Consider the following 18135-nt stretch of genomic DNA (forward strand, 5'->3'; position numbering starts at 1 on the left):
CCCTCAAGGGGGAGGGAGGCGACGGCAGAGAGCTCGGTGCTGTGTGGCAGTGGCACCCACCGCCCAGATTCCTTCACCGATCCGTCACAAGGCGCATTGCGCCCCGCTGCGCCCCAAGCTAAAGACCCGCCCATCAGGAGCCGGCAACTCCCCGGACCGGCCCGATAGCGGAGCGCGCTCGTGAAACTTGTCACCGGCAATTCCAACCGCGCGCTCGCCGAAGCCGTCGCGAGCTATCTCGAAGTCCCGCTGACCGACTGCACGGTCAAGCGCTTCAACGACAAAGAAATCTTCGTCGAAATCCACGAGAACGTCCGCGGCGAGGATGTGTTCATCCTGCAGTCGACCTCCTATCCGGCCAACGACAACCTGATGGAGCTGCTGATCCTGTCCGATGCGCTGCGCCGCTCCTCGGCCCGTCGCATCACCGCGGTGATTCCCTATTTCGGCTATGCCCGGCAGGATCGTAAGTCCGCCTCGCGCACCCCGATTTCAGCCAAGCTCGTGGCCAACCTGATCACCGAGGCCGGCGTCAACCGCGTGGTGACGCTGGATCTCCACGCCGCGCAGATCCAGGGCTTCTTCGATATCCCGACCGACAACCTCTATGGCGCGCCGGTGATGGTTCGCGATATCCAGGAGCACTACTCGCCCAACGGCAACGTCATGATCGTCTCGCCCGACGTCGGCGGTGTGGCCCGCGCCCGCGCCACCGCGCAGCGCATCGGCGCCGACCTCGCCATCGTCGACAAGCGCCGCCCCAAGGCCGGTGTCTCCGAAGTGATGAACATCATCGGCGACGTCTCCGGCCACGCCTGCATCCTGATCGATGACATCGTCGATTCCGGCGGGACGCTGGTCAACGCCGCCGAAGCCCTGCTGAAGGCCGGGGCCACCGAAGTCTCGGCCTACATCACTCACGGCGTGCTCTCCGAGGGCGCAGCCGAGCGCATCGCTGCATCGAAGCTGAAGGAACTGGTGATCACCGACTCGATCATCGCCACCGATGCCGCCAAGGCCGCCAAGAACATCCGCATCATCTCGATCGCCCCCCTGATGGGCGAAGCCATCGCCCGCACCGCCAGCGAACAGAGCGTCTCGAGTTTGCTGGACTGAGACCGCTCTCTCCTCATCTCCCCCCTTGCGGGGGAGAATGGAATTTCTTGGGCTTAGCTTCTTGGCTAAGCCTTAGAAATTCCAAGAGAGGGGATGCGGAGCCACCGTGTCCAACCCACGCCCCCCTCTCTTGCGAAAACTAAGGACTTAGCTGCGCTAAGCCCAAGTTTTCGCTTTCTCCCCCGCCAAGGGGGAGATGGGCCGGTGAGCTGGCAAGTAGTGAGAATCCTCATCCCCCTGTCGAAATCGCCTCCCCTCGCCCGACATTGCCCTGAGGGGCTATCGTGCCCAGGAGAGGAGACACCGATGCGCTTTATGCTGATGCTCTATGCCGACGAGAAAGCCGGAGCCCAGATCCCGCCCGACCAGATGCAGAAGGCGATGGAAACGCTCTATGCCTACCAGGAGGCGCTGACCAAGGCCGGCGCCTTCGTGATGACCGCCCCCCTCGCCCGCACCCATGACGCCAAGACCCTGGTCATGGAAGGCGGCGACGCCAGCTATCGCGAAGACAACAAGTGCGGCGCCGCCTTCGTCAACGATGCCGGCGAGCTCAAGGTGCATGACGGCCCCTATGCCGAGACCCGCGAGCAGTTCGGTGGCTTCTACATCATCGAGGCCGCCGACATGGACGAGGCGCTTGCCTGGGCGAAAAAGTGCCCCGCGGCGCAGTGGGGACCGGTGGAAGTCCGCGCCCTGATCTCCGGATTCTGAGCGCCACAGATTTTTCTGAAGTTTTTTTGCCCGGGAGTCGAAATGGTCTGAGCACCCCCGTCATTGTCGTATCAGGGCACGGTGTCCTGACGCTGACGCGGCCATCGCCGCCAGCCCAATGACAGGAAAAGACCGATGCAGATCAAGCTGACCAAGGTGTATGTCGACGAGCACGACAAGGCGCTGAAATTCTATACCGAGGTGCTGGGCCTCCAGAAGAAGGCCGACTTCGGCAATCACGGCTATCGCTGGCTGACCGTCACCTCGCCCGACGATCCGGATGGCGCCGAGCTGCAGCTCGAGCTGAACAGCAACCCGGCCGCCAAGGCTTACCAGCAGGCGATGTTCGCGGAGGGCCAGCCCGCGCTGCTGCTCCACACCAAGGACGTGAAGGCCGACTATGAGCGGATCAAGGCCAAAGGCGGCGCGTTCATCATGCCGCCGACCGACGTCACCGCCTCGATCATCGCCCAGGTGGACGATACCTGCGGCAACATCATTCAGTTCGTGCAGTTGAACTGGTAAGCGCTGAGTAAAAGGGGAACCGAAAATGGCCACCGCAAAGAACACCGTGAAGCGCACCGACGCAGCCGCCGACAGTTTCACCGCCGAAGAAAAGGCCGCGATGAAGGAGCGCGCCAAGGAGCTGAAGCGCAACGCCAGCGCCGCCGAGGAAGAGCAGGCCGTGCTCGACAAGATCGCCGCCATGCCAGAGGCCGACCGCCGCCTTGCCGAGCGCATCCACACCCTCGTCAAGGCTGCGGCGCCCGAGCTGACCAGCAAGCTCTGGTACGGCATGCCGGCCTATTACAAGGACGGCAAGAGCATCTGCTTTTTCCAGGATGCGGCGAAGTTCAAGGCGCGCTACGCCACCTTCGGCTTCAACGAGGCGGCAAAGCTCGATGACGGCAACATGTGGCCGTCGAGCTTCGCCCTGCTCAAGCTCACCCCCGCTGACGAGAAGCGCATCACCGAGCTCGTCAAGCAAGCCACCCGCTGAGGATCGCTCCACCATGCGCTACATGATGCTGATCCATCACGACGAAGTCGCCCTTGCCAATGCGCCGCAGAAGGAGCTCTGGGCCGATTACGCCGCGTTCAACGAGGCACTAGCCAAAGCGGGCGGCGGCATGGCGGCGGGCGAACGCCTGCAGCCGGCCTCGGCGGCGACCACTGTTCGCTTCGGCGACAGTCGAACCGAGGTGCTCGACGGCCCCTACGCCGATACCAGGGAGCAGCTCGCGGGCTACTTCATGATCGAGGTCGATAATCTCGACGAGGCGATCGCCTGGGCCAAGCGCTGCCCGAGCTCGCGCTACGGCTCGATCGAGATCCGTCCCTTGGCCGAGAACTACCCCCGGCCCGACCTCAGCCTCAGGCGACAGGACGGGTGACCCATGCAGATCGAGGGCAACGAGGCCGCCCGGGCCGCCGAGCGGGCCTCTGGCGTCGCCGAGCGGGTGGCGCGCGAAAGCTATGGCCGCCTCGTTGCCTTCCTCGCCGCCCGCACCCGCGATGTCGCTGGCGCCGAGGATGCATTGGCCGAAGCCTTTGCGGCGGCTCTCCACAGCTGGCCGAGCGAGGGCGTGCCGCACAATCCCGATGCCTGGCTGCTGACGGTCGCCCGCCGGCGGCAGACCGACGCGCTGCGCCGCCGCACCACTCGGCAGGCGGGCGAGGAGCATCTCAAAATGATCGCCGATGAAATCGAAGCCGCGGCCGACGCCCCCGAGGAAATCCCCGACCGGCGCCTGGCGCTGATGTTCGCCTGCGCCCACCCGGCGATCGAGCGCGGCATGCGCGCACCGCTGATCCTGCAGACCATTCTCGGGCTCACCGCCATCGATATCGCCGCAGCCTTCCTGATCCCGCCGGCGACCATGGGCCAGCGCCTGGTGCGCGCCAAGGGCCGCATCAAGGATGCCGGCATTCCGTTCGGCATCCCTGACAAGGAGCTGCTGCCCGAGCGGCTCGATGCCGTACTCGAGGCGATCTACGCTGCCTACACCAAGGGCTGGGCCGAGATCGGCGATGCCGCCTCGATCGAACTGGCTGAGGAAGCCATCTGGCTCGGCCGTCTCGTCGTCGGCCTCCTGCCCGATGAGCCCGAAGCCAAGGGCATGCTGGCGCTGATGCTCTATACCGAAGCGCGCCGCGCCGCCCGCCGCTCGGCTGACGGGGCGTATGTGCCGCTCGAACAGCAGGATACAAGCCTCTGGGACGACTCGCAGATCGGCCTCGCCGAGGCGCTGCTGAAAGCCGCCAACGCCGCCGGCCCCTCCGGCCGCTACCAGATTGAGGCGGCGATCCAGTCCGCTCATGTCGCCCGCCGTACGCTCGGCGCCAATACCTGGCCCGCGATCCTCGCCCTCTACGATCACCTCCTGGCGCTCAGCGCCTCGCCGGTCGTGGCGCTGAACCGCGCCATGGCATTGGCCGAACTCGAGGGTCCCGAGGCGGCGCTCGCCGCCATCGCGCCGCTCGGCGACGACCGGCGCATGGCCGACTACCAGCCCTATTGGGCGGCGCGCGGGCACCTGATGGCGCGGGCCGGGTTGAAGGGCGAGGCACACGAAGCCCTCACCCTCGCCAGCGGCCTCGCCACCGACGCGGCGGTGCGGCACTATCTGCGCAGCCAGATCGCGGCGCTGGCGGATGGATGAGGAATCCAGTTGCTGCGCTTTGCGGCTTGCGCCCAACGCTGGAACAGCCATCATGGCGATATGCACTCTTGCCTGAACCGCTCTGCTGAGGACGCGAAACGGTGCACTTGCGCAGGGCACAACTGATGCGGCTTGCGACGGTCGCCTTGATCGGGGCAGCGCTCAGTGGCTGCACGACATCAGGCTTCTGGCCTGAGAGGTGGGTTTCAGATGGCGCCTCGCTTTGGCAGGCGGGGAGCGGCCGCTACCAGTACACGCGGGGGATTGGGGCCGCCCCCGTGAACTGCCAGGCCGACGGCCAAGGCGTCTACACGTGCGATGACGGAACCGTCTCGAGGCTCAAACCAATCGATGGTCCTTATCGGCAGATAGAGTTCGACGGTCGCGTGTTTGCCTTGGGCCCTCTGTAGCCCGCTCTCCCCTTGCTCGCCGGGGCATCTTCCACTATAGCCCCACGCCATGAAGCGCCCGTCACCCCTGGAGGACGGGTGCGTGAGCTTTGATGTGTCAGAGTTCACACCAACCCATGAATGGATCATTCAATGGCTACTGCTGCTAAAGAGCTCAAGGCTCAGGCGCGGAGCGGGGTGGGCAAGGGGGCCGCTCGTGCACTGCGTCGTGAGGGGCTCATTCCTGCCGTCATCTATGGTGACAAGAAGGCTCCCCTGCCGATCTCGATCTCGTACAACGAGGCGATGAAGTCGATCTACGCCGGTGGTTTCCTCTCCCACATCGTCACTGTTGACGTTGATGGCGAGAAGCACCGCGTCATTCCGCGCGACTACCAGCTCGATCCCGTCAAGGACAAGGCGCTGCACGTCGACTTCCTGCGCGTCGGCAAGGGCACCAAGCTCAATGTCCAGGTGCACGTGAAGTTCATCAACGATGACGCTTCCCCGGGCATCAAGCGCGGCGGTGTGCTGAACATCGTCCACCACACGCTCGACCTGACCGTCGATGCCGACCACATCCCCGAGGAGGTCGTCGTCGATCTCACCGGTCTAGATGTTGGCGACAGCGTCCACATCTCGTCGATCAAGCTGCCGGCCGGCGCGTCCGACCACAGCCACGAAGCTGACCTCACCATCGCCACCATCGTTGCTCCGTCGGGCCTGCGCGCCGAAGAAGCCGAGGAAGGCGCTGCCGAGGCCGCTCCGGCTGCCGACGCCCCCAAGGAATAAGCTGTCTATACGGGAGCGGGCCTCGGGTCCGCTCCCACCCTCCCCTGCCTGGAAGTTAGCCGATGCATCTCATCGTCGGCCTCGGCAATCCCGGGGACAAATACCGCAACAATCGCCACAATATCGGCTTCCTCGCTGTCGACGCCATCGCGCGCCGCCACAACTTTCCCGCGTTCCGCGAGAAGTTCCAGGGGCTGATCGCCGAAGGCGCGATCGACGGCGAAAAGGTGCTGCTGCTGAAGCCGCAGACCTACATGAATTCCTCCGGCGACAGCGTCCAGAAGGTCACCACCTTCTACAAGCTCGGGCCATCAGACGTTTCCGTCCTCTATGACGAGATCGACCTCGCCCCGGGCAAGACCCGGGTCAAGGTCGGCGGCGGCAATGGCGGGCACAATGGGCTGCGCTCCATCGATCCGCAGATCGGGCTTGGCTATCGCCGCGTCCGCCTCGGCGTCGGCCACCCCGGTCACAAGGACCTGGTGATGCCGCATGTGCTCGGCGATTTTTCGAAGGCCGAACAGCAGGCCTGGCTGATCCCGCTGCTCGATGCCATCGCCGACAATGCGGTGATGATCGTCAAGGGCGACGATAACGGGCTGATGAACAAGCTCGCCATCGCCGTGCAGGGTGACGGCGCCGAGCGCAGCCAGCGCCCGGAAACCGCCGACCCGACCCGCAAGAAGGCCCCAGCGCAAAGCCACATCCGCGCCGCCCGGCCAACTGCGCCGCAGGCCAAACTGCCTGAGACCGGTCCGATGGCGGACATGCTGAAGAAGCTGTTCAAGAAGGACTGAGCGTGGGCCTGTGGCTGCGGTGTGCTCGATGCTCCCTCAAGCACCGGCTGTCATCGAGCTTGTTGGAAGCGTGGGACCAGTCTCTGCTCAGGCGCACCAAACCAATTGACTTCCGCGCCCGATCACCCGATGTGAAGCGCAACGATTGGCGCGGCTTTCTTCGCGCCGCCAACGACGATTTCCGGAGACTGTCATGGGTTTCAAGATGGGCATCGTCGGCCTGCCCAACGTGGGCAAGTCGACGCTTTTCAATGCGCTGACCCGCACTGCCAACGCGCAGGCCGCCAACTTCCCGTTCTGCACGATCGAGCCCAATACCGGCGAAGTCGCCGTCCCCGATGCGCGCCTCGATAAGCTCGCCACTATCGGCAAATCGGCACAGATCCTGCCGGCCAAGATGAGCTTCGTCGATATCGCGGGCCTCGTGAAAGGCGCGTCGAAGGGCGAAGGCCTCGGCAACCAGTTCCTTGCCAATATCCGCGAATGCGACGCCATCGCCTATGTGCTGCGCTGCTTCGAGGACGGCAACATCATCCACGTCGCCAACAAGGTCGATCCGCTTGCCGATGCCGAAGTGGTCGAGACCGAGCTGATGCTCGCCGACCTCGAGAGCCTCGAGAAGCGCCGCAACGGCGTCGAGAAGAAGGCCAAGACCGGCGGCGACAAGGAAGCCAAGCTGACCCTCGAGCTGATCGATCGCTCGCTGCTGCTGCTGCGCGATGGCAAGTCGGCGCGCCTGGTGCAACGTTCGGCCGAGGAAGAAAAGGCCTTTGTCGAGCTGCAGCTCTTGACCTCGAAGCCGGCGCTCTATGTCTGCAACGTCGACGAGGCCTCGGCCGCGTCGGGCAACGCCATGACCAAGCAGGTCGAGGAGTATGCCAAGCAGCACAACGCCGCGGTGATCGTCATCTCCGCCGAGATCGAGAGCCAGTTGGCGCAACTGCCCGACGAGGAGCAGGCCGAGTATCTCGAAAGCCTCGGACTGCATGAGCCGGGCCTCAACCGCCTGATCCGCGAGGCCTACCAGTTGCTGGGCCTGCAGACCTATTTCACCGTCGGCCCCAAGGAGACCCGCGCCTGGACCATCCACAAGGGTGACCGCGCCCCGCAGGCGGCCGGCGTGATCCACACCGATTTCGAGCGCGGCTTCATCCGCGCCCAGACCATCGGCTACGACGATTTCGTCACCCTGGGCGGCGAAGTCCCCGCCAAGGAAGCCGGCAAGGCCCGTGACGAAGGCAAGGAATATGTCGTCAAGGACGGCGACGTGATGTTGTTCAAGTTCAATACCTAAGGGAGCGTTTTCAGGAAAAGCCTGTCCCCGCGAAGGCGGGGATTGCAGACTTTTCCGGTTCGAAAGCGCGACAAACCAAATACGTTTTTGACCTCCTAACTCATAACCCCTGAGCCCCGTCATGCTCGACCAGCTCTTCGGCTCCTGGTGGCCGACGATATCGTCCTACCTCGCCGGACCACCGGCGCTGATCGGGGGCACCGTAACCCCCTTTACCGTCATTCCGACGGTGGGCTTCGCCCTGCTGCTGCTCGGCATCCTCGCCGCCGTCCTGTGGCGCGAGAAGCAGGCGCTATGGGTGATCGGTCCGATCGTCGCCGCGGCGCTTACCCCGGTGATCCTCGCCATCGGCAATATCCTCGGTGGCTGGTTCGTGGTGATGTTCGCGCTGGTCATCGGGGCGGTGGGCCTGCTGCTCTGGACCGGTATCATCTCCGGCGACGCCACCCGTCGCCTGCCGGTCTGGCTGCTCGGCCTGTTCGCGGTGAACTTCGTCGTTTATTGCACCGCTCGCAGCATCGCGATCATCTGGGGTTTGGCGTAATCCGAAGGTGGGCCCTCTGCTCCGGAGGGCGCCACGCTTCCCCAACCTCGATGTCATCCCAGCGAAAACAGGGACCCAACTCGCCGCCGGCACTGGCTGATGGATGGGTCCCAGCTTTCGCTGGGATGACAGCCGGTGGGTGGAGCACCCTGGCTACCCTCCAGATGGTCCCGACTGCCAGCGTCGGTAGGACCCACCCACCACCTTGCCTCCCCCCTCCCCGTTGACGTATACGTCAACCCGCCATGAACGCCGTCACTGCTGACCGCCGCCATTTCGAGGATCTCGTCGTCGGCGAGACCGTCAACCTCGGCTCGACCCTCGTGACCAAGGAGATGATCCTCTCCTTTGCCCACGAGTTCGATCCCCTGCCCTTCCACCTCGATGAAGCCGCCGCCAAGCGCTCGCTGCTCGGCGGGCTTGCCTCCTCCGGCTGGCAGACCGCGGCGCTGACCTTGCGCCTGCTCGGCGATAGCTTCCTGTCGAAGATCGCTTCGGCCGGTGGGCTCGGCTTTTCCGACTTGAAGTGGAAGAAGCCGGTGATGAAGGGCGACACCATCTGGGCCACCGCCACCATTGCCGAGTTGCGTCGCTCTCGCCACCATCCTCAATGGGGCATTGTCAGCATCGATCTCGACGTGAAGAACCAGAAGGGCCAGCCGGTGATGAGCATGCGGCTCGCCAACCTGGTTGAGAGCCGCGAGCCCGAAGCCGGCATGCAGGCGCAGCCCGAGCAGCCCTATGACGTCGAACAGGGCGGTGCCGCATGACCCGCTGGTTCGAGGACATCGCCATCGACGAGCCGTTCCCGCTCGGCAGCCACACCTTCAGCGAACAAGAGATTCTCGCCTTCGGCCGGGAATACGACCCGCAATATTTCCATCTCGACCCCGCTGCGGCGGCCCAAAGCCACTTCGGCGGCGTTATTGCCTCGGGCTGGCACACCGTGCTGATGGGGCATAGGAAGATGGTCGACGCGCTCGACGCCGAGGAAGTGCGGCTGCGCGACCTCGGTCAGGAGCCAGGCGTTTCCGGCCCTTCCCCCGGCGTCAACAAGATGGAATTCAAGGCGCCGGTGCGGCCCGGCGACACCGTTACCTATACGCTTACCGTCACCGGCAAGCGCCCGTCCAACTCGATTCCCGGCTGGGGCCTGTTGTTCAACAGCCTCGATGCGGTGAACCAGCACGGCGAAAAAGTCTACCATGCCGAACTGGTCGGCTTCTCGAAGCTGCGCGACTATCGGATGCCGCCGCACTTACGGGTTCTTGAGGCGTTGACCAAAATCCCCGGATTAGGGAAGTTGCTGACCCAACGGAGTTGAGTCACGCCATGCGCCTTGCCCTTGCTTTCGCTGCCCTGCTGCTGGCAGCCGCACCCGCCACTGCGCAGTCGCTCACCGGCGTCGGCGTCGAGGGCAACTGGGGCTGCCGCGCCAATGTCGACGGCGCCCGCGCCGGGCTCCTCACCATCTATGCCGGCTCCTACGGCTACGCCTCGGCCAATTTCGGCAGCACCGCATCGGGCAGCGGCACCGTCGAGATGGCCTCCAACGGCGTCACCTTCCTCGATGGCAACCTCGTCGCCGGCGCCGGCATCACCAACGCCATCCTCGGCTTCGACGATGCCGGCCGCGACGTGCTGCAGCTCTACACCGCAGAAAAGAACGTCCTCACCTGCACCCCGCGGGGGTAGGCATTGCGGGCCTAGGGGCGCTGCAACAGGGCAACCGATGTGTCAGTGGACCACCGCAGCTATCCTCAAACTCGATGTCATCCCAGCGAAAGCTGGGACCCATTTCGCCGCCCGCACCAGCCGACAGTTGGGTCCCAGCTTTCGCTGGGATGACATCCGGTGGGCGTGGGAGGTCCGTCGACAACCTCGGGATGTGTCGATACTGCGCCACATCCATCTTGACCTCCCCGCCCTCCAGCGCTAAACAACGCGCCTTCCAGAGGAGTACCGCCCGAAAATGATCTGAGCACTGTTGCGGACGCCCGAGCCATTGCTTCCCTCGCCTTGCGAGTGGCAGCTGATGCGCGGATGTCGACCACAGCACTGCTCCAGATGACGGGCTGACTCTGTCCGGCGCCTCGGGCGTCCAATCTCCCCCTGCACTTCATCGCCAACCGCGACTCGCGCACAGCACTGCTTTGCGTCACGTCGCTACTTCAGTTCGTTCGCGCGTTACTACGCCGCGGCGGACAAGGAGATTGCTTATGCCCAAATTCATGACCTACCAGCGTCCTACCCCGGTCAACAAGCAAAGCTGGGGCGGCCGCCCTGGCGCCAACCCCTATCAGCCGGTGCGCCGGCCGGCCGGGCACCCCGTGCCCGAGCCGCAGAAGCTGGCCCTGCCGCCATTGCTCGGTGGGCCTAAATCGCGATGAGCGAAGGCGCCCCGGCAACGCCGCCGGGGCGCCCAATCACGGGGAAAACCCGCCCCCAAGCAGGGGGTGGCCGGTAGCGCCAACAAACACTTACCGACCCCAATGCTTTCTATTCAACGATTTAGCGCTTCGTTATGCGCACCGGCGCACAATCATGCGACGACATATTGCCTACCCGCGCCACGAGGTCCCCCGGTCATGGAGTCGCCTTGGTACAGCCTGATGACCAACGTCTCGGTCGTCGCGTTCGTCGTCACCGTCTGGACCCAGCTGCGCGACGTGTTCGAGCGCTTCGGGCCGCGGGCGGTCGAGACCGGGTTCGGCGCGGTGATGGGGCTCGGCGCCATCGCTGCCATGCTGTTCCCTGTGCAGTTCGCGCCTGGCGTCTTCTTCGACCTGCGCACCTGCCTCCTCGCCCTTGCCGCCTTTTTCGGCGGCCCGCTGGCGGCGCTGGCGGCGCTTATCCCGGCCATCACCTATCGCCTCTGGGTCGGTGGCGTCGGGGCGCCCGCTGGCATGGTGTCGATGACCCTGGTCACCCTTGCCGCCTCGTTCGGCCACCTGCTGCTGCGCCGCCGCGGATTGTCGATCGCCCGCTGGCACTCGCCGGCACTGGCGCTCGCCACCTGCGCCATCGGCCTGTTGACCATCGCCTTCGTTCCGATCGATCCCGGCATGAGCGATTGGGTGCCGCTGCTTGCCGCGCGCACCGCCCTGCTGTTCCTCGCGGTGATGCTCTCAGGCCTCGCGCTCACCCATGACGAGGAGTTGCGCACGGCACGGCGCGAGAACCAGATCTATCGCCAGGTGATCGACGAGCTGCCCGACAGCATCAGTGTGAGGGATACCGAGGGCCGTTTCGTCATCGCCAATCCGGCGACCGCGACGTTACTCGGGGTGAGCTCGTCGAAAGCGCTGATCGGACGCCCCGGCGACGAGCTCGGCGTCGCTCGCCCTGCCTCGCCGCCCCATACCGGCGAGACGCATTGGAGTTTCCAGCAGCCGGTAGAGCGCCCGGACGGTGGCACCAGCTGGCTGCAGACGCTCGAGGTACAACTCAATGACCCAAGCGGCCGCGCCATGGGGCTCATCACCCACAACCGCGACATTACCGACCAGAAGCACCTGGAGCTGGAACTCGACGAGCGCCAGCGCGTCCTCGCCTTCGCCATGGCGCAGATGACCGATGGCGTCGCCATGTTCGACCACGCCGGCAAGCTGCTGTTCTGCAACGCCCGTTACCAGAAGCTCTTCCCGCTGACCTCGGACGTCCGCGTCCCCGGCGCCAATATCCGCGACATTCTCGCAGCCGCGGCCGAACGGCGCGAGCAGCAGGTCGGCTCGTCGCCTGCCAATGTCGCCGAGTGGATCGACGAGATCACCGAGTCGCTGCACCACGACGCCGAGGAAGAGGTGCACCTGTACGACGGCACCTGGTTGCGCGTCTCCACTCGCCCCTCGCCCGACGGCGTCTCGATGGTGGTGGTCTCCGACATCACCCGGCTCAAGCGCACCGAGCTCGAACTGCTCGATGTCGCCGAACGTCTGCGCGAGGAAGCGACGACCGACGCGCTGACCGGCCTCGTCAACCGTCGGGCGCTCGACCAGCGGCTCGAGATCGAGATTGCCCGCAGCCTCCGCTCCGACACGGCGCTGAGCGTCATCCTGCTCGATATCGATCACTTCAAGGCCTACAACGACAGCTACGGTCACCTCGCCGGCGACGCCTGCCTGAAGGCGGTGAGCCAGTGCCTGAGCCAGGTGTTCCGCCGCCCGGCCGATCTCATCGCCCGCTATGGCGGCGAGGAGTTCCTCGTAGTGCTGCCCGAGGCGGATGCCGAAGCCGCCTACCGCCTGGCCAACGACTATCGCGAGCTGCTGGCAGCGCTGGCGCTACCGCACCAGGCCAGCGAGTTCGGCCGCGTCACCGTCAGCCTCGGCATCGCTGCCTATGCCCCGGGCCAGACCGACCGCAACGCCGCCGACCTCGTCGGCCGCGCCGACGAGGCGCTCTATGCTGCCAAAAGCAGCGGCCGCGACCAGGTCAGCGGCTGGCGCCGCCGCTTCGACGTGCTGCCCCGCAGTTTGCGCGTCGTGCATTAGCAGGTACTGGCAGTCGGGTACCCTCTCCCGCTCGCGGGGGAGGGCGCGCCGACTGCAGGCCTCAGCGCCTGCTGCCCCTCAATGCCCCTCGAACGGGATCAGCGCCTCGACCTTCACCCCGGTGGCTCGGAGCTTCTCCGCCCCGCCCAGGTCGAACAGGTCGATGACGAAGCCGGAATGTGACACTTCCGCGCCGGTCCGCCGCAGCAGCGATACTGCCGCCACTGCCGTACCGCCGGTGGCGATCAGGTCGTCGACCAGCAGCACCTTGTCGCCTGACCCGATCACATCGGCATGGATCTCGATCGTGTCGACACCGTACTCGAGCGCGTAATTCTGGCCGATCGTCTCGCCGGGGAGCTTGCCTTTCTTCCGCACCGGGATGAACCCGACGCCGAGCGCAATGGCGACGCCGGCGCCAAAGATGAAGCCGCGCGCCTCGATGCCCGCGACGTGTGTGATCCCCAGGTCACGATGCAATCCGGCCAGCCGGTCGACGCTTTCGCGAAACCCGGCGGGATCCTCGATCAGCGTGGTGATGTCACGGAACAGGATGCCCTTTTTGGGGTAGTCGGGGATCGTGCGGACGAGCGACTTGAGGTCGAGCATGAGTGTGCTTCGGCGGTTGGGAAACGATGAAGGAGATCAGCGCGGGGTTAGCGCTTGGTGCTGTTGACGATCTTGCGCGCCAGCTGGCCAGCCTTGTAGGCGGTGTTGAGCGTCGCGTCCTTGGCGGCGGCCTTGACCTTGGGCGTCAGCAGCAGCGGCGCCGCAGCAATGCCGGCACGCACCATCGGATGGGCGATCATGGTCCGGGCCAGGGCTGCGGCCGTGATGGCGCCGCGAATGATCGACATGTGGGCCTCCGGATGTTTCGCCAGGAACTGCTTCGCCCGAGAATATCGACGATGCCGCCCCGGATCGCAAGGGGCGCAGAAACGACAAAGGGCCCCACAGGGCCCTTTGCATAATCATTGCGGCAGCGTTGGCTCAGTGCTCGACGCGTGACCAGAGCTTCTGCTTCACCAGGTACATCAGCCCGGCGAACACCAGGAGGAACGCGATCACCTGGAAGCCGGCTTCCTTGCGCGCCACGAGGTGCGGCTCGGCCATCCACATCATGTACGAGGCGACGTCGCGCGAGTACTGGTCGACGGTCAGCGGCACGCTGCCGGTCTCGCCTGCCTCATAGGTGACGAGGCCATCGCTGAGCGGCGGAGCCATGCCGAGCGCGTGGCCCGGGAAGTAGGTGTTGTAGTGCTTGCCTTCCGGCACCTCGGCGCCATGCGGCGGCGGGTCGACATAGCCGTTGAGCAGTGCGTGGATATAGTCCGGGCCGCCTTCCGAGTAGGCAGTGAAGTAGTTGAAGATCCACCACGGGAACGGCTGCGTCGTGCCGCGGGCCTTGGCCAGCACCGAGAAGTCCGGCGGCAGCGCGCCACCATTGGCGTCACGGGCTTCCTGCTCGTTGGCAAACGGCGACGGCCAGCGATCGGCTGCGATGCCCGGGCGCTTGCCGCCCTCGGCCTCGGGATCGTTGATCTCGTACTCGGCCGCCAGCGCCTTCACCTGGCCCTCGGTGAACTCGGGACCACCCGGCTCGGAGAGGTTGCGGAACGCGATGAGCCGCGCCGAGTGACAGCTCGAGCACACTTCCTTGAACACCTGGAAGCCGCGCTGCAGCTGGTTGCGATCATAGGTGCCGAACGGACCCGCGAAGCTCCAGGCTTCCTTCTTGATCTCCGGGGTGCCGTGGTCCTGCGCCACGGCGGGAACCGCCGCGAACAGCATGCTCACCAGCAGGGCGCCGATAATGCTTTTGGTCTTGATCATTGGCGTTGGGCCCCGGGTCAGTGCGACGTCGACGCAGCGGCAGGCTGAGCGGCCGCCGGCGCCTTGTGCTTGGCCAGCACGGACTCAGTGATCGACGTCGGCAGGGGCCGCGGCGTCTCAAAGCGTCCGAGCAGCGGAAGCACGATGATGAAGTAGATGAAGTAGTAGGCCGTGGCGATCTTGGAGAGCAGCACGTAGATGCCCTCGGCCGGCGCCGAACCGAGCCAGGTCAGGAACACGAAGTTCGCCACGAACAGCCAGTAGAACCACTTGAAGATCGGGCGGAAGGTGCCCGAGCGGACCTTGGACGTATCGAGCCACGGCACGAAGAACAGCACCAGGATCGCGCCGGCGAAGAAGATCACGCCGCCCAGCTTCGAATCGATGAACAGGATGTTGAAGTCGATGGCGCGCAGGATCGCGTAGAACGGCAGGAAGTACCATTCGGGCACGATGTGAGCCGGCGTCACCTGGCTGTTCGCCATGATGTAGTTGTCGGGGTGGCCCAGGATATCGGGCGCAAAGAACACGAACCAGGCGAACGGGATGCAGAACACGATGACCGCGAAGAGGTCCTTCATCGTGTAATACGGGTGGAACGGCACCGTCTCGCGGCTCGACTTCACTTCCACGCCGATCGGGTTGTTGTTGCCCGGCACGTGCAGCGCCCAGATGTGGAGCGCCACCACCGCCGCGATGATGAACGGCAAGAGGTAGTGCAGCGAGAAGAAGCGGTTGAGCGTCGCGTTGTCGACGGCGAAACCGCCGCGCAGCAATTCGAGGATCGGGGTGCCGAGCACCGGAATGGCGCCCAGGATGTTGGTGATCACGGTCGCGGCCCAGAAGCTCATCTGGCCCCACGGCAGCACGTAGCCCATGAAGGCAGTGGTCACCATCAGCACGAACAGCAGCACGCCCAGGATCCACAGGATCTCGCGCGGCGCCTTGTACGAGCCGAAATACAGCCCGCGGAACATGTGGATATAGACCGCCGCGAAGAACATCGAGGCGCCCGTGGCATGCACGGCCTGGATGATGCGGCCGCCATTCACGTCGCGGCGGATATGCTCCACCGAGTCGAAGGCGAGGCTGACATGCGGGGTGTAGTGCATGGCGAGGATGATGCCCGTCACGATCTGCACGCCGAGCATGAAGGCGAGGATGGCGCCGAAGGTCCACCAGTAGTTGAGGTTCTTCGGCGTGGGGTAGTCCATCAGGTGTTCTTTGGACCACCGGATGATCGGCAGGCGGTCGTCGATCCATTTCTCGACGACGTTACCGGGGACGTAGCTGGATTCGTGAGCCATCTGGTCGAGTCCCCTTAACCGATCTTCACGAGCGTATCGGAAATGAATTCGTAAGGCGGCAGCACCAGGTTGGTCGGCGCGGGGCCCTTGCGGATACGACCGGCAGTATCGAACTGCGAGCCGTGGCAGGGGCAGGCCCAGCCGTTGTAATCGCCGGAATCGCCGACAGGAATGCAGCCCAGGTGCGTGCAGTTGGCGATCATGATCAGCCACTGCTCGTGGCCAGGCTTGGTACGCTGTTCGTCGGTCGCCGGATCCTTGAGGTCCGACATCGGAACGGCCTTGGCCTCGGCGATCTCTTCGGGCGTGCGGTTGCGCACGAACACCGGCAGGCCGCGCCACTTGATGGTGACCGACTGGCCCACTTCGATGTTCGACAGATCGAACTCGATGCTGGCTAGCGCCAGCACGGACGCATCGGGGTTCAGCTGGTTGATCAGCGGCCAGGTCACCCCGGCAACGCCCACCGCGCCTACGGCGCCTGCCGCGATATAGAGGAAATCGCGCCGACCCGGTTTAGGGTCGTCCTGATGTGCCAGATTGGATTGCGTCGCCAAGGTAAGCTTCCGTCTGTTGTGTCTTGATCAGCGCCTCGGTGCCCGTTGGCATAGGGCCACATAGCCAGAGCCAACCCCCGCCCTCAACAGCGCGTGATTTGGGCGTTCTTTTGACACTATGAATGGGGCTTGTCCAGCCGGAGTCAGGGTGACTTTCCCCCGATGCGACACTATAGCAACCGCCTAAAACCTAACCGCTACACTCAAGAATTCCAATGATCGATCTGGCCCTCTACCAACCCGATATCGCGCAGAACACCGGCACCCTGCTCCGCCTCGGCGCCTGCCTCGGGGTCATGGTGCACATCATCCATCCGACCGGCTTTCAGTTCTCGCCGCGTTCGATCCGCCGCGGGGCGCTCGACTACCTCGAACACGCCCTGTTCACCGAGCACGACAGCTACACCCATTTCAATGATTGGCGCCGCTCGGCCGGGCGCCGGCTGGCGCTCCTCACCACCAAGGCAAGCGTCTCGGCCTACGCCGTGGCCTATCAACCCCACGACATCCTGCTGCTCGGCCGTGAGTCGGCCGGGGTGCCGGATGCGGTGGCTGATGACGCTGAGCTGCGCGTCCGCATTCCCATGCGACAAGATATGCGCTCGCTCAACGTGGCCGTGGCCGGCAGCCTCGTGCTAGGTGAGGCGCTGCGACAGACCAACGGTTTTGCAGCTCTCTCATGACATTACCCGCCGACATTGACTCAAAAAAGCAAGTGGCTGCGGCCTGGTTCCGGAGCTTCCGCGATCAGCTCTGCCAGAGCCTCGAGGCCGTCGAAGCCGAGGTGAAGGGGCCGCATGCCGACCGGCCTGCCGGCAAGTTCGAGATCGAACCGTGGAGTCGCGAAGCCGGTGGCGGCGGCGAGATGGGCCTGCTGCACGGCCGGGTGTTCGAGAAGGCCGGCGTCCATATCTCCACCGTCCACGGCCACTTCTCCGAGGAGTTCGCCCGCCAGATGCCGCATTCCGAGGCAGGCGCTGAGTTCTGGAGCGCCGGCGTCTCGGTGATCATCCACCCCTGGAACCCGCATGTTCCCGCCGCGCACATGAACACCCGCATGATCGTCACCGGCAAATGGTGGTTCGGCGGCGGTGGCGACCTCACTCCCGTCCTGGATCGCCGGCGCACCCAGGACGACCCTGACAGCATCGATTTCCACCTGGCCTACAAGGCCGCCTGCGAGGCGCATGGCGTCGATTACGCCGCCTACAAGAAATGGTGCGACGAGTATTTCTACCTGCCGCATCGCAAGGAGCCGCGCGGCATCGGCGGCATCTTCTACGACCAGCACAATTCGGGGAACTGGGACGCCGACTTCGCCTTCACCCAGGACGTCGGCCGCGCTTTCGACAGCGTCTACCCCGCCCTGGTTCGCCGCAATTTCGAGACGCCCTGGACCGAGGCCGAGCGCCACGAGCAGTTGATCCGCCGCGGCCGCTATGTCGAGTTCAACCTGCTCTACGACCGCGGCACTACCTTCGGGCTGAAGACCGGCGGCAATGTCACCTCGATTCTCTCCTCCATGCCCCCGGAAGTGCGCTGGCCGTAAAGACACCGACCTCTCCTTGATCCTCCCCCGCGTGGCGGGGGAGGGGGACCGCCGAAGGCGGTGGAGGGGGCGGCAAGACTCTCCGGC

22 protein-coding genes are annotated in these 18135 nt (G+C 65.0%); 17 read left to right on the plus strand and 5 right to left on the minus strand.

Annotation, left to right across the window (positions count from 1 at the left end):
• Positions 1 to 180 precede the first annotated feature (180 nt).
• From ACSQ23_RS28235 to ACSQ23_RS28305, 15 genes are all read left to right on the plus strand, one after another.
• A complete protein-coding gene (locus ACSQ23_RS28235; protein WP_055880738.1) occupies positions 181 to 1116 on the plus strand; it encodes a ribose-phosphate pyrophosphokinase in 936 nt (311 codons plus the stop codon).
• Positions 1117 to 1422: 306 nt separating this feature from the next.
• Entirely contained in the window at positions 1423 to 1830 is a 408-nt protein-coding gene (locus ACSQ23_RS28240) for a YciI family protein (RefSeq protein ID WP_436092691.1), read from the plus strand.
• Positions 1831 to 1965: 135 nt separating this feature from the next.
• Positions 1966 to 2355: a VOC family protein gene (locus ACSQ23_RS28245; protein WP_055880743.1), complete on the plus strand. Its 390-nt coding sequence runs from the start codon at positions 1966 to 1968 to the stop codon at positions 2353 to 2355.
• A gap of 25 nt (positions 2356 to 2380) precedes the next feature.
• A complete protein-coding gene (locus ACSQ23_RS28250; protein WP_436092692.1) occupies positions 2381 to 2830 on the plus strand; it encodes an iron chaperone in 450 nt (149 codons plus the stop codon).
• 13 nt (positions 2831 to 2843) lie between these two features.
• On the plus strand, positions 2844 to 3224 hold the full coding sequence (locus tag ACSQ23_RS28255; protein ID WP_436092693.1) for a YciI family protein: 381 nt from the start codon (positions 2844 to 2846) through the stop codon (positions 3222 to 3224).
• Between the two features lie 3 nt (positions 3225 to 3227).
• Positions 3228 to 4493, plus strand: coding sequence for an RNA polymerase sigma factor (locus tag ACSQ23_RS28260; protein ID WP_436092694.1), 1266 nt, complete (start codon positions 3228 to 3230; stop codon positions 4491 to 4493).
• A 542-nt stretch (positions 4494 to 5035) separates the two neighbouring features.
• Positions 5036 to 5674 (plus strand): 50S ribosomal protein L25/general stress protein Ctc, encoded by a 639-nt coding sequence (locus ACSQ23_RS28265; protein WP_055880751.1) that lies wholly within the window; start codon positions 5036 to 5038, stop codon positions 5672 to 5674.
• A gap of 62 nt (positions 5675 to 5736) precedes the next feature.
• A complete protein-coding gene (gene pth / locus ACSQ23_RS28270) occupies positions 5737 to 6471 on the plus strand; it encodes an aminoacyl-tRNA hydrolase (protein WP_056001196.1) in 735 nt (244 codons plus the stop codon).
• A 193-nt stretch (positions 6472 to 6664) separates the two neighbouring features.
• Positions 6665 to 7765: a redox-regulated ATPase YchF gene (gene ychF, locus ACSQ23_RS28275; protein WP_055880756.1), complete on the plus strand. Its 1101-nt coding sequence runs from the start codon at positions 6665 to 6667 to the stop codon at positions 7763 to 7765.
• 121 nt (positions 7766 to 7886) lie between these two features.
• Entirely contained in the window at positions 7887 to 8309 is a 423-nt protein-coding gene (locus ACSQ23_RS28280; RefSeq protein ID WP_436092695.1) for a hypothetical protein, read from the plus strand.
• Positions 8310 to 8554: 245 nt separating this feature from the next.
• Positions 8555 to 9079 (plus strand): MaoC family dehydratase, encoded by a 525-nt coding sequence (locus tag ACSQ23_RS28285; RefSeq protein WP_436092696.1) that lies wholly within the window; start codon positions 8555 to 8557, stop codon positions 9077 to 9079.
• Positions 9076 to 9633 carry a MaoC family dehydratase gene (locus ACSQ23_RS28290; RefSeq protein WP_055880762.1) on the plus strand — a complete coding sequence of 186 codons (558 nt, stop codon included), beginning with the start codon at positions 9076 to 9078 and terminating at the stop codon, positions 9631 to 9633. Before ACSQ23_RS28285 ends, ACSQ23_RS28290 begins: the two co-directional genes overlap by 4 nt.
• 8 nt (positions 9634 to 9641) lie before the next feature.
• On the plus strand, positions 9642 to 10004 hold the full coding sequence (locus tag ACSQ23_RS28295) for a hypothetical protein (RefSeq protein WP_055880766.1): 363 nt from the start codon (positions 9642 to 9644) through the stop codon (positions 10002 to 10004).
• Positions 10005 to 10528: 524 nt separating this feature from the next.
• The gene (locus ACSQ23_RS28300) at positions 10529 to 10699 is read left to right on the plus strand and encodes a hypothetical protein (RefSeq protein ID WP_436092697.1); all 171 of its coding nucleotides are present in this window, start codon (positions 10529 to 10531) and stop codon (positions 10697 to 10699) included.
• A 198-nt stretch (positions 10700 to 10897) separates the two neighbouring features.
• Complete coding sequence (locus tag ACSQ23_RS28305) at positions 10898 to 12802, plus strand: diguanylate cyclase (RefSeq protein WP_436092698.1); 1905 nt, start codon at positions 10898 to 10900, stop codon at positions 12800 to 12802.
• Positions 12803 to 12880: 78 nt separating this feature from the next.
• On the opposite strand, the gene ACSQ23_RS28310 is transcribed toward ACSQ23_RS28305, so the two are convergent.
• From ACSQ23_RS28310 to petA, 5 genes are all read right to left on the minus strand, one after another.
• The gene (locus ACSQ23_RS28310) at positions 12881 to 13411 is read right to left on the minus strand and encodes an adenine phosphoribosyltransferase (protein ID WP_056001202.1); all 531 of its coding nucleotides are present in this window, start codon (positions 13409 to 13411) and stop codon (positions 12881 to 12883) included.
• Between the two features lie 47 nt (positions 13412 to 13458).
• Positions 13459 to 13659, minus strand: a complete 201-nt coding sequence (locus ACSQ23_RS28315) for a hypothetical protein (protein ID WP_055880775.1) — start codon at positions 13657 to 13659, stop codon at positions 13459 to 13461.
• A gap of 133 nt (positions 13660 to 13792) precedes the next feature.
• Complete coding sequence (locus tag ACSQ23_RS28320) at positions 13793 to 14635, minus strand: cytochrome c1 (protein ID WP_436092699.1); 843 nt, start codon at positions 14633 to 14635, stop codon at positions 13793 to 13795.
• Between the two features lie 17 nt (positions 14636 to 14652).
• Positions 14653 to 15942 (minus strand): cytochrome b, encoded by a 1290-nt coding sequence (locus tag ACSQ23_RS28325; protein ID WP_055880780.1) that lies wholly within the window; start codon positions 15940 to 15942, stop codon positions 14653 to 14655.
• Between the two features lie 14 nt (positions 15943 to 15956).
• The gene (gene petA / locus ACSQ23_RS28330) at positions 15957 to 16481 is read right to left on the minus strand and encodes a ubiquinol-cytochrome c reductase iron-sulfur subunit (RefSeq protein WP_436092701.1); all 525 of its coding nucleotides are present in this window, start codon (positions 16479 to 16481) and stop codon (positions 15957 to 15959) included.
• 236 nt (positions 16482 to 16717) lie between these two features.
• On the opposite strand from petA, the gene ACSQ23_RS28335 reads away from it, so the two are divergent.
• Positions 16718 to 17182 (plus strand): tRNA (cytidine(34)-2'-O)-methyltransferase, encoded by a 465-nt coding sequence (locus ACSQ23_RS28335; RefSeq protein ID WP_200940470.1) that lies wholly within the window; start codon positions 16718 to 16720, stop codon positions 17180 to 17182.
• Entirely contained in the window at positions 17179 to 18048 is an 870-nt protein-coding gene (hemF, locus tag ACSQ23_RS28340) for an oxygen-dependent coproporphyrinogen oxidase (protein WP_436092700.1), read from the plus strand. The genes ACSQ23_RS28335 and hemF overlap by 4 nt, the downstream gene beginning before the upstream one ends.
• Positions 18049 to 18135: the final 87 nt, after the last annotated feature.

The organism is Devosia sp. LjRoot16 (genome assembly GCF_964252795.1).
Classification (GTDB): domain Bacteria; phylum Pseudomonadota; class Alphaproteobacteria; order Rhizobiales; family Devosiaceae; genus Devosia_A.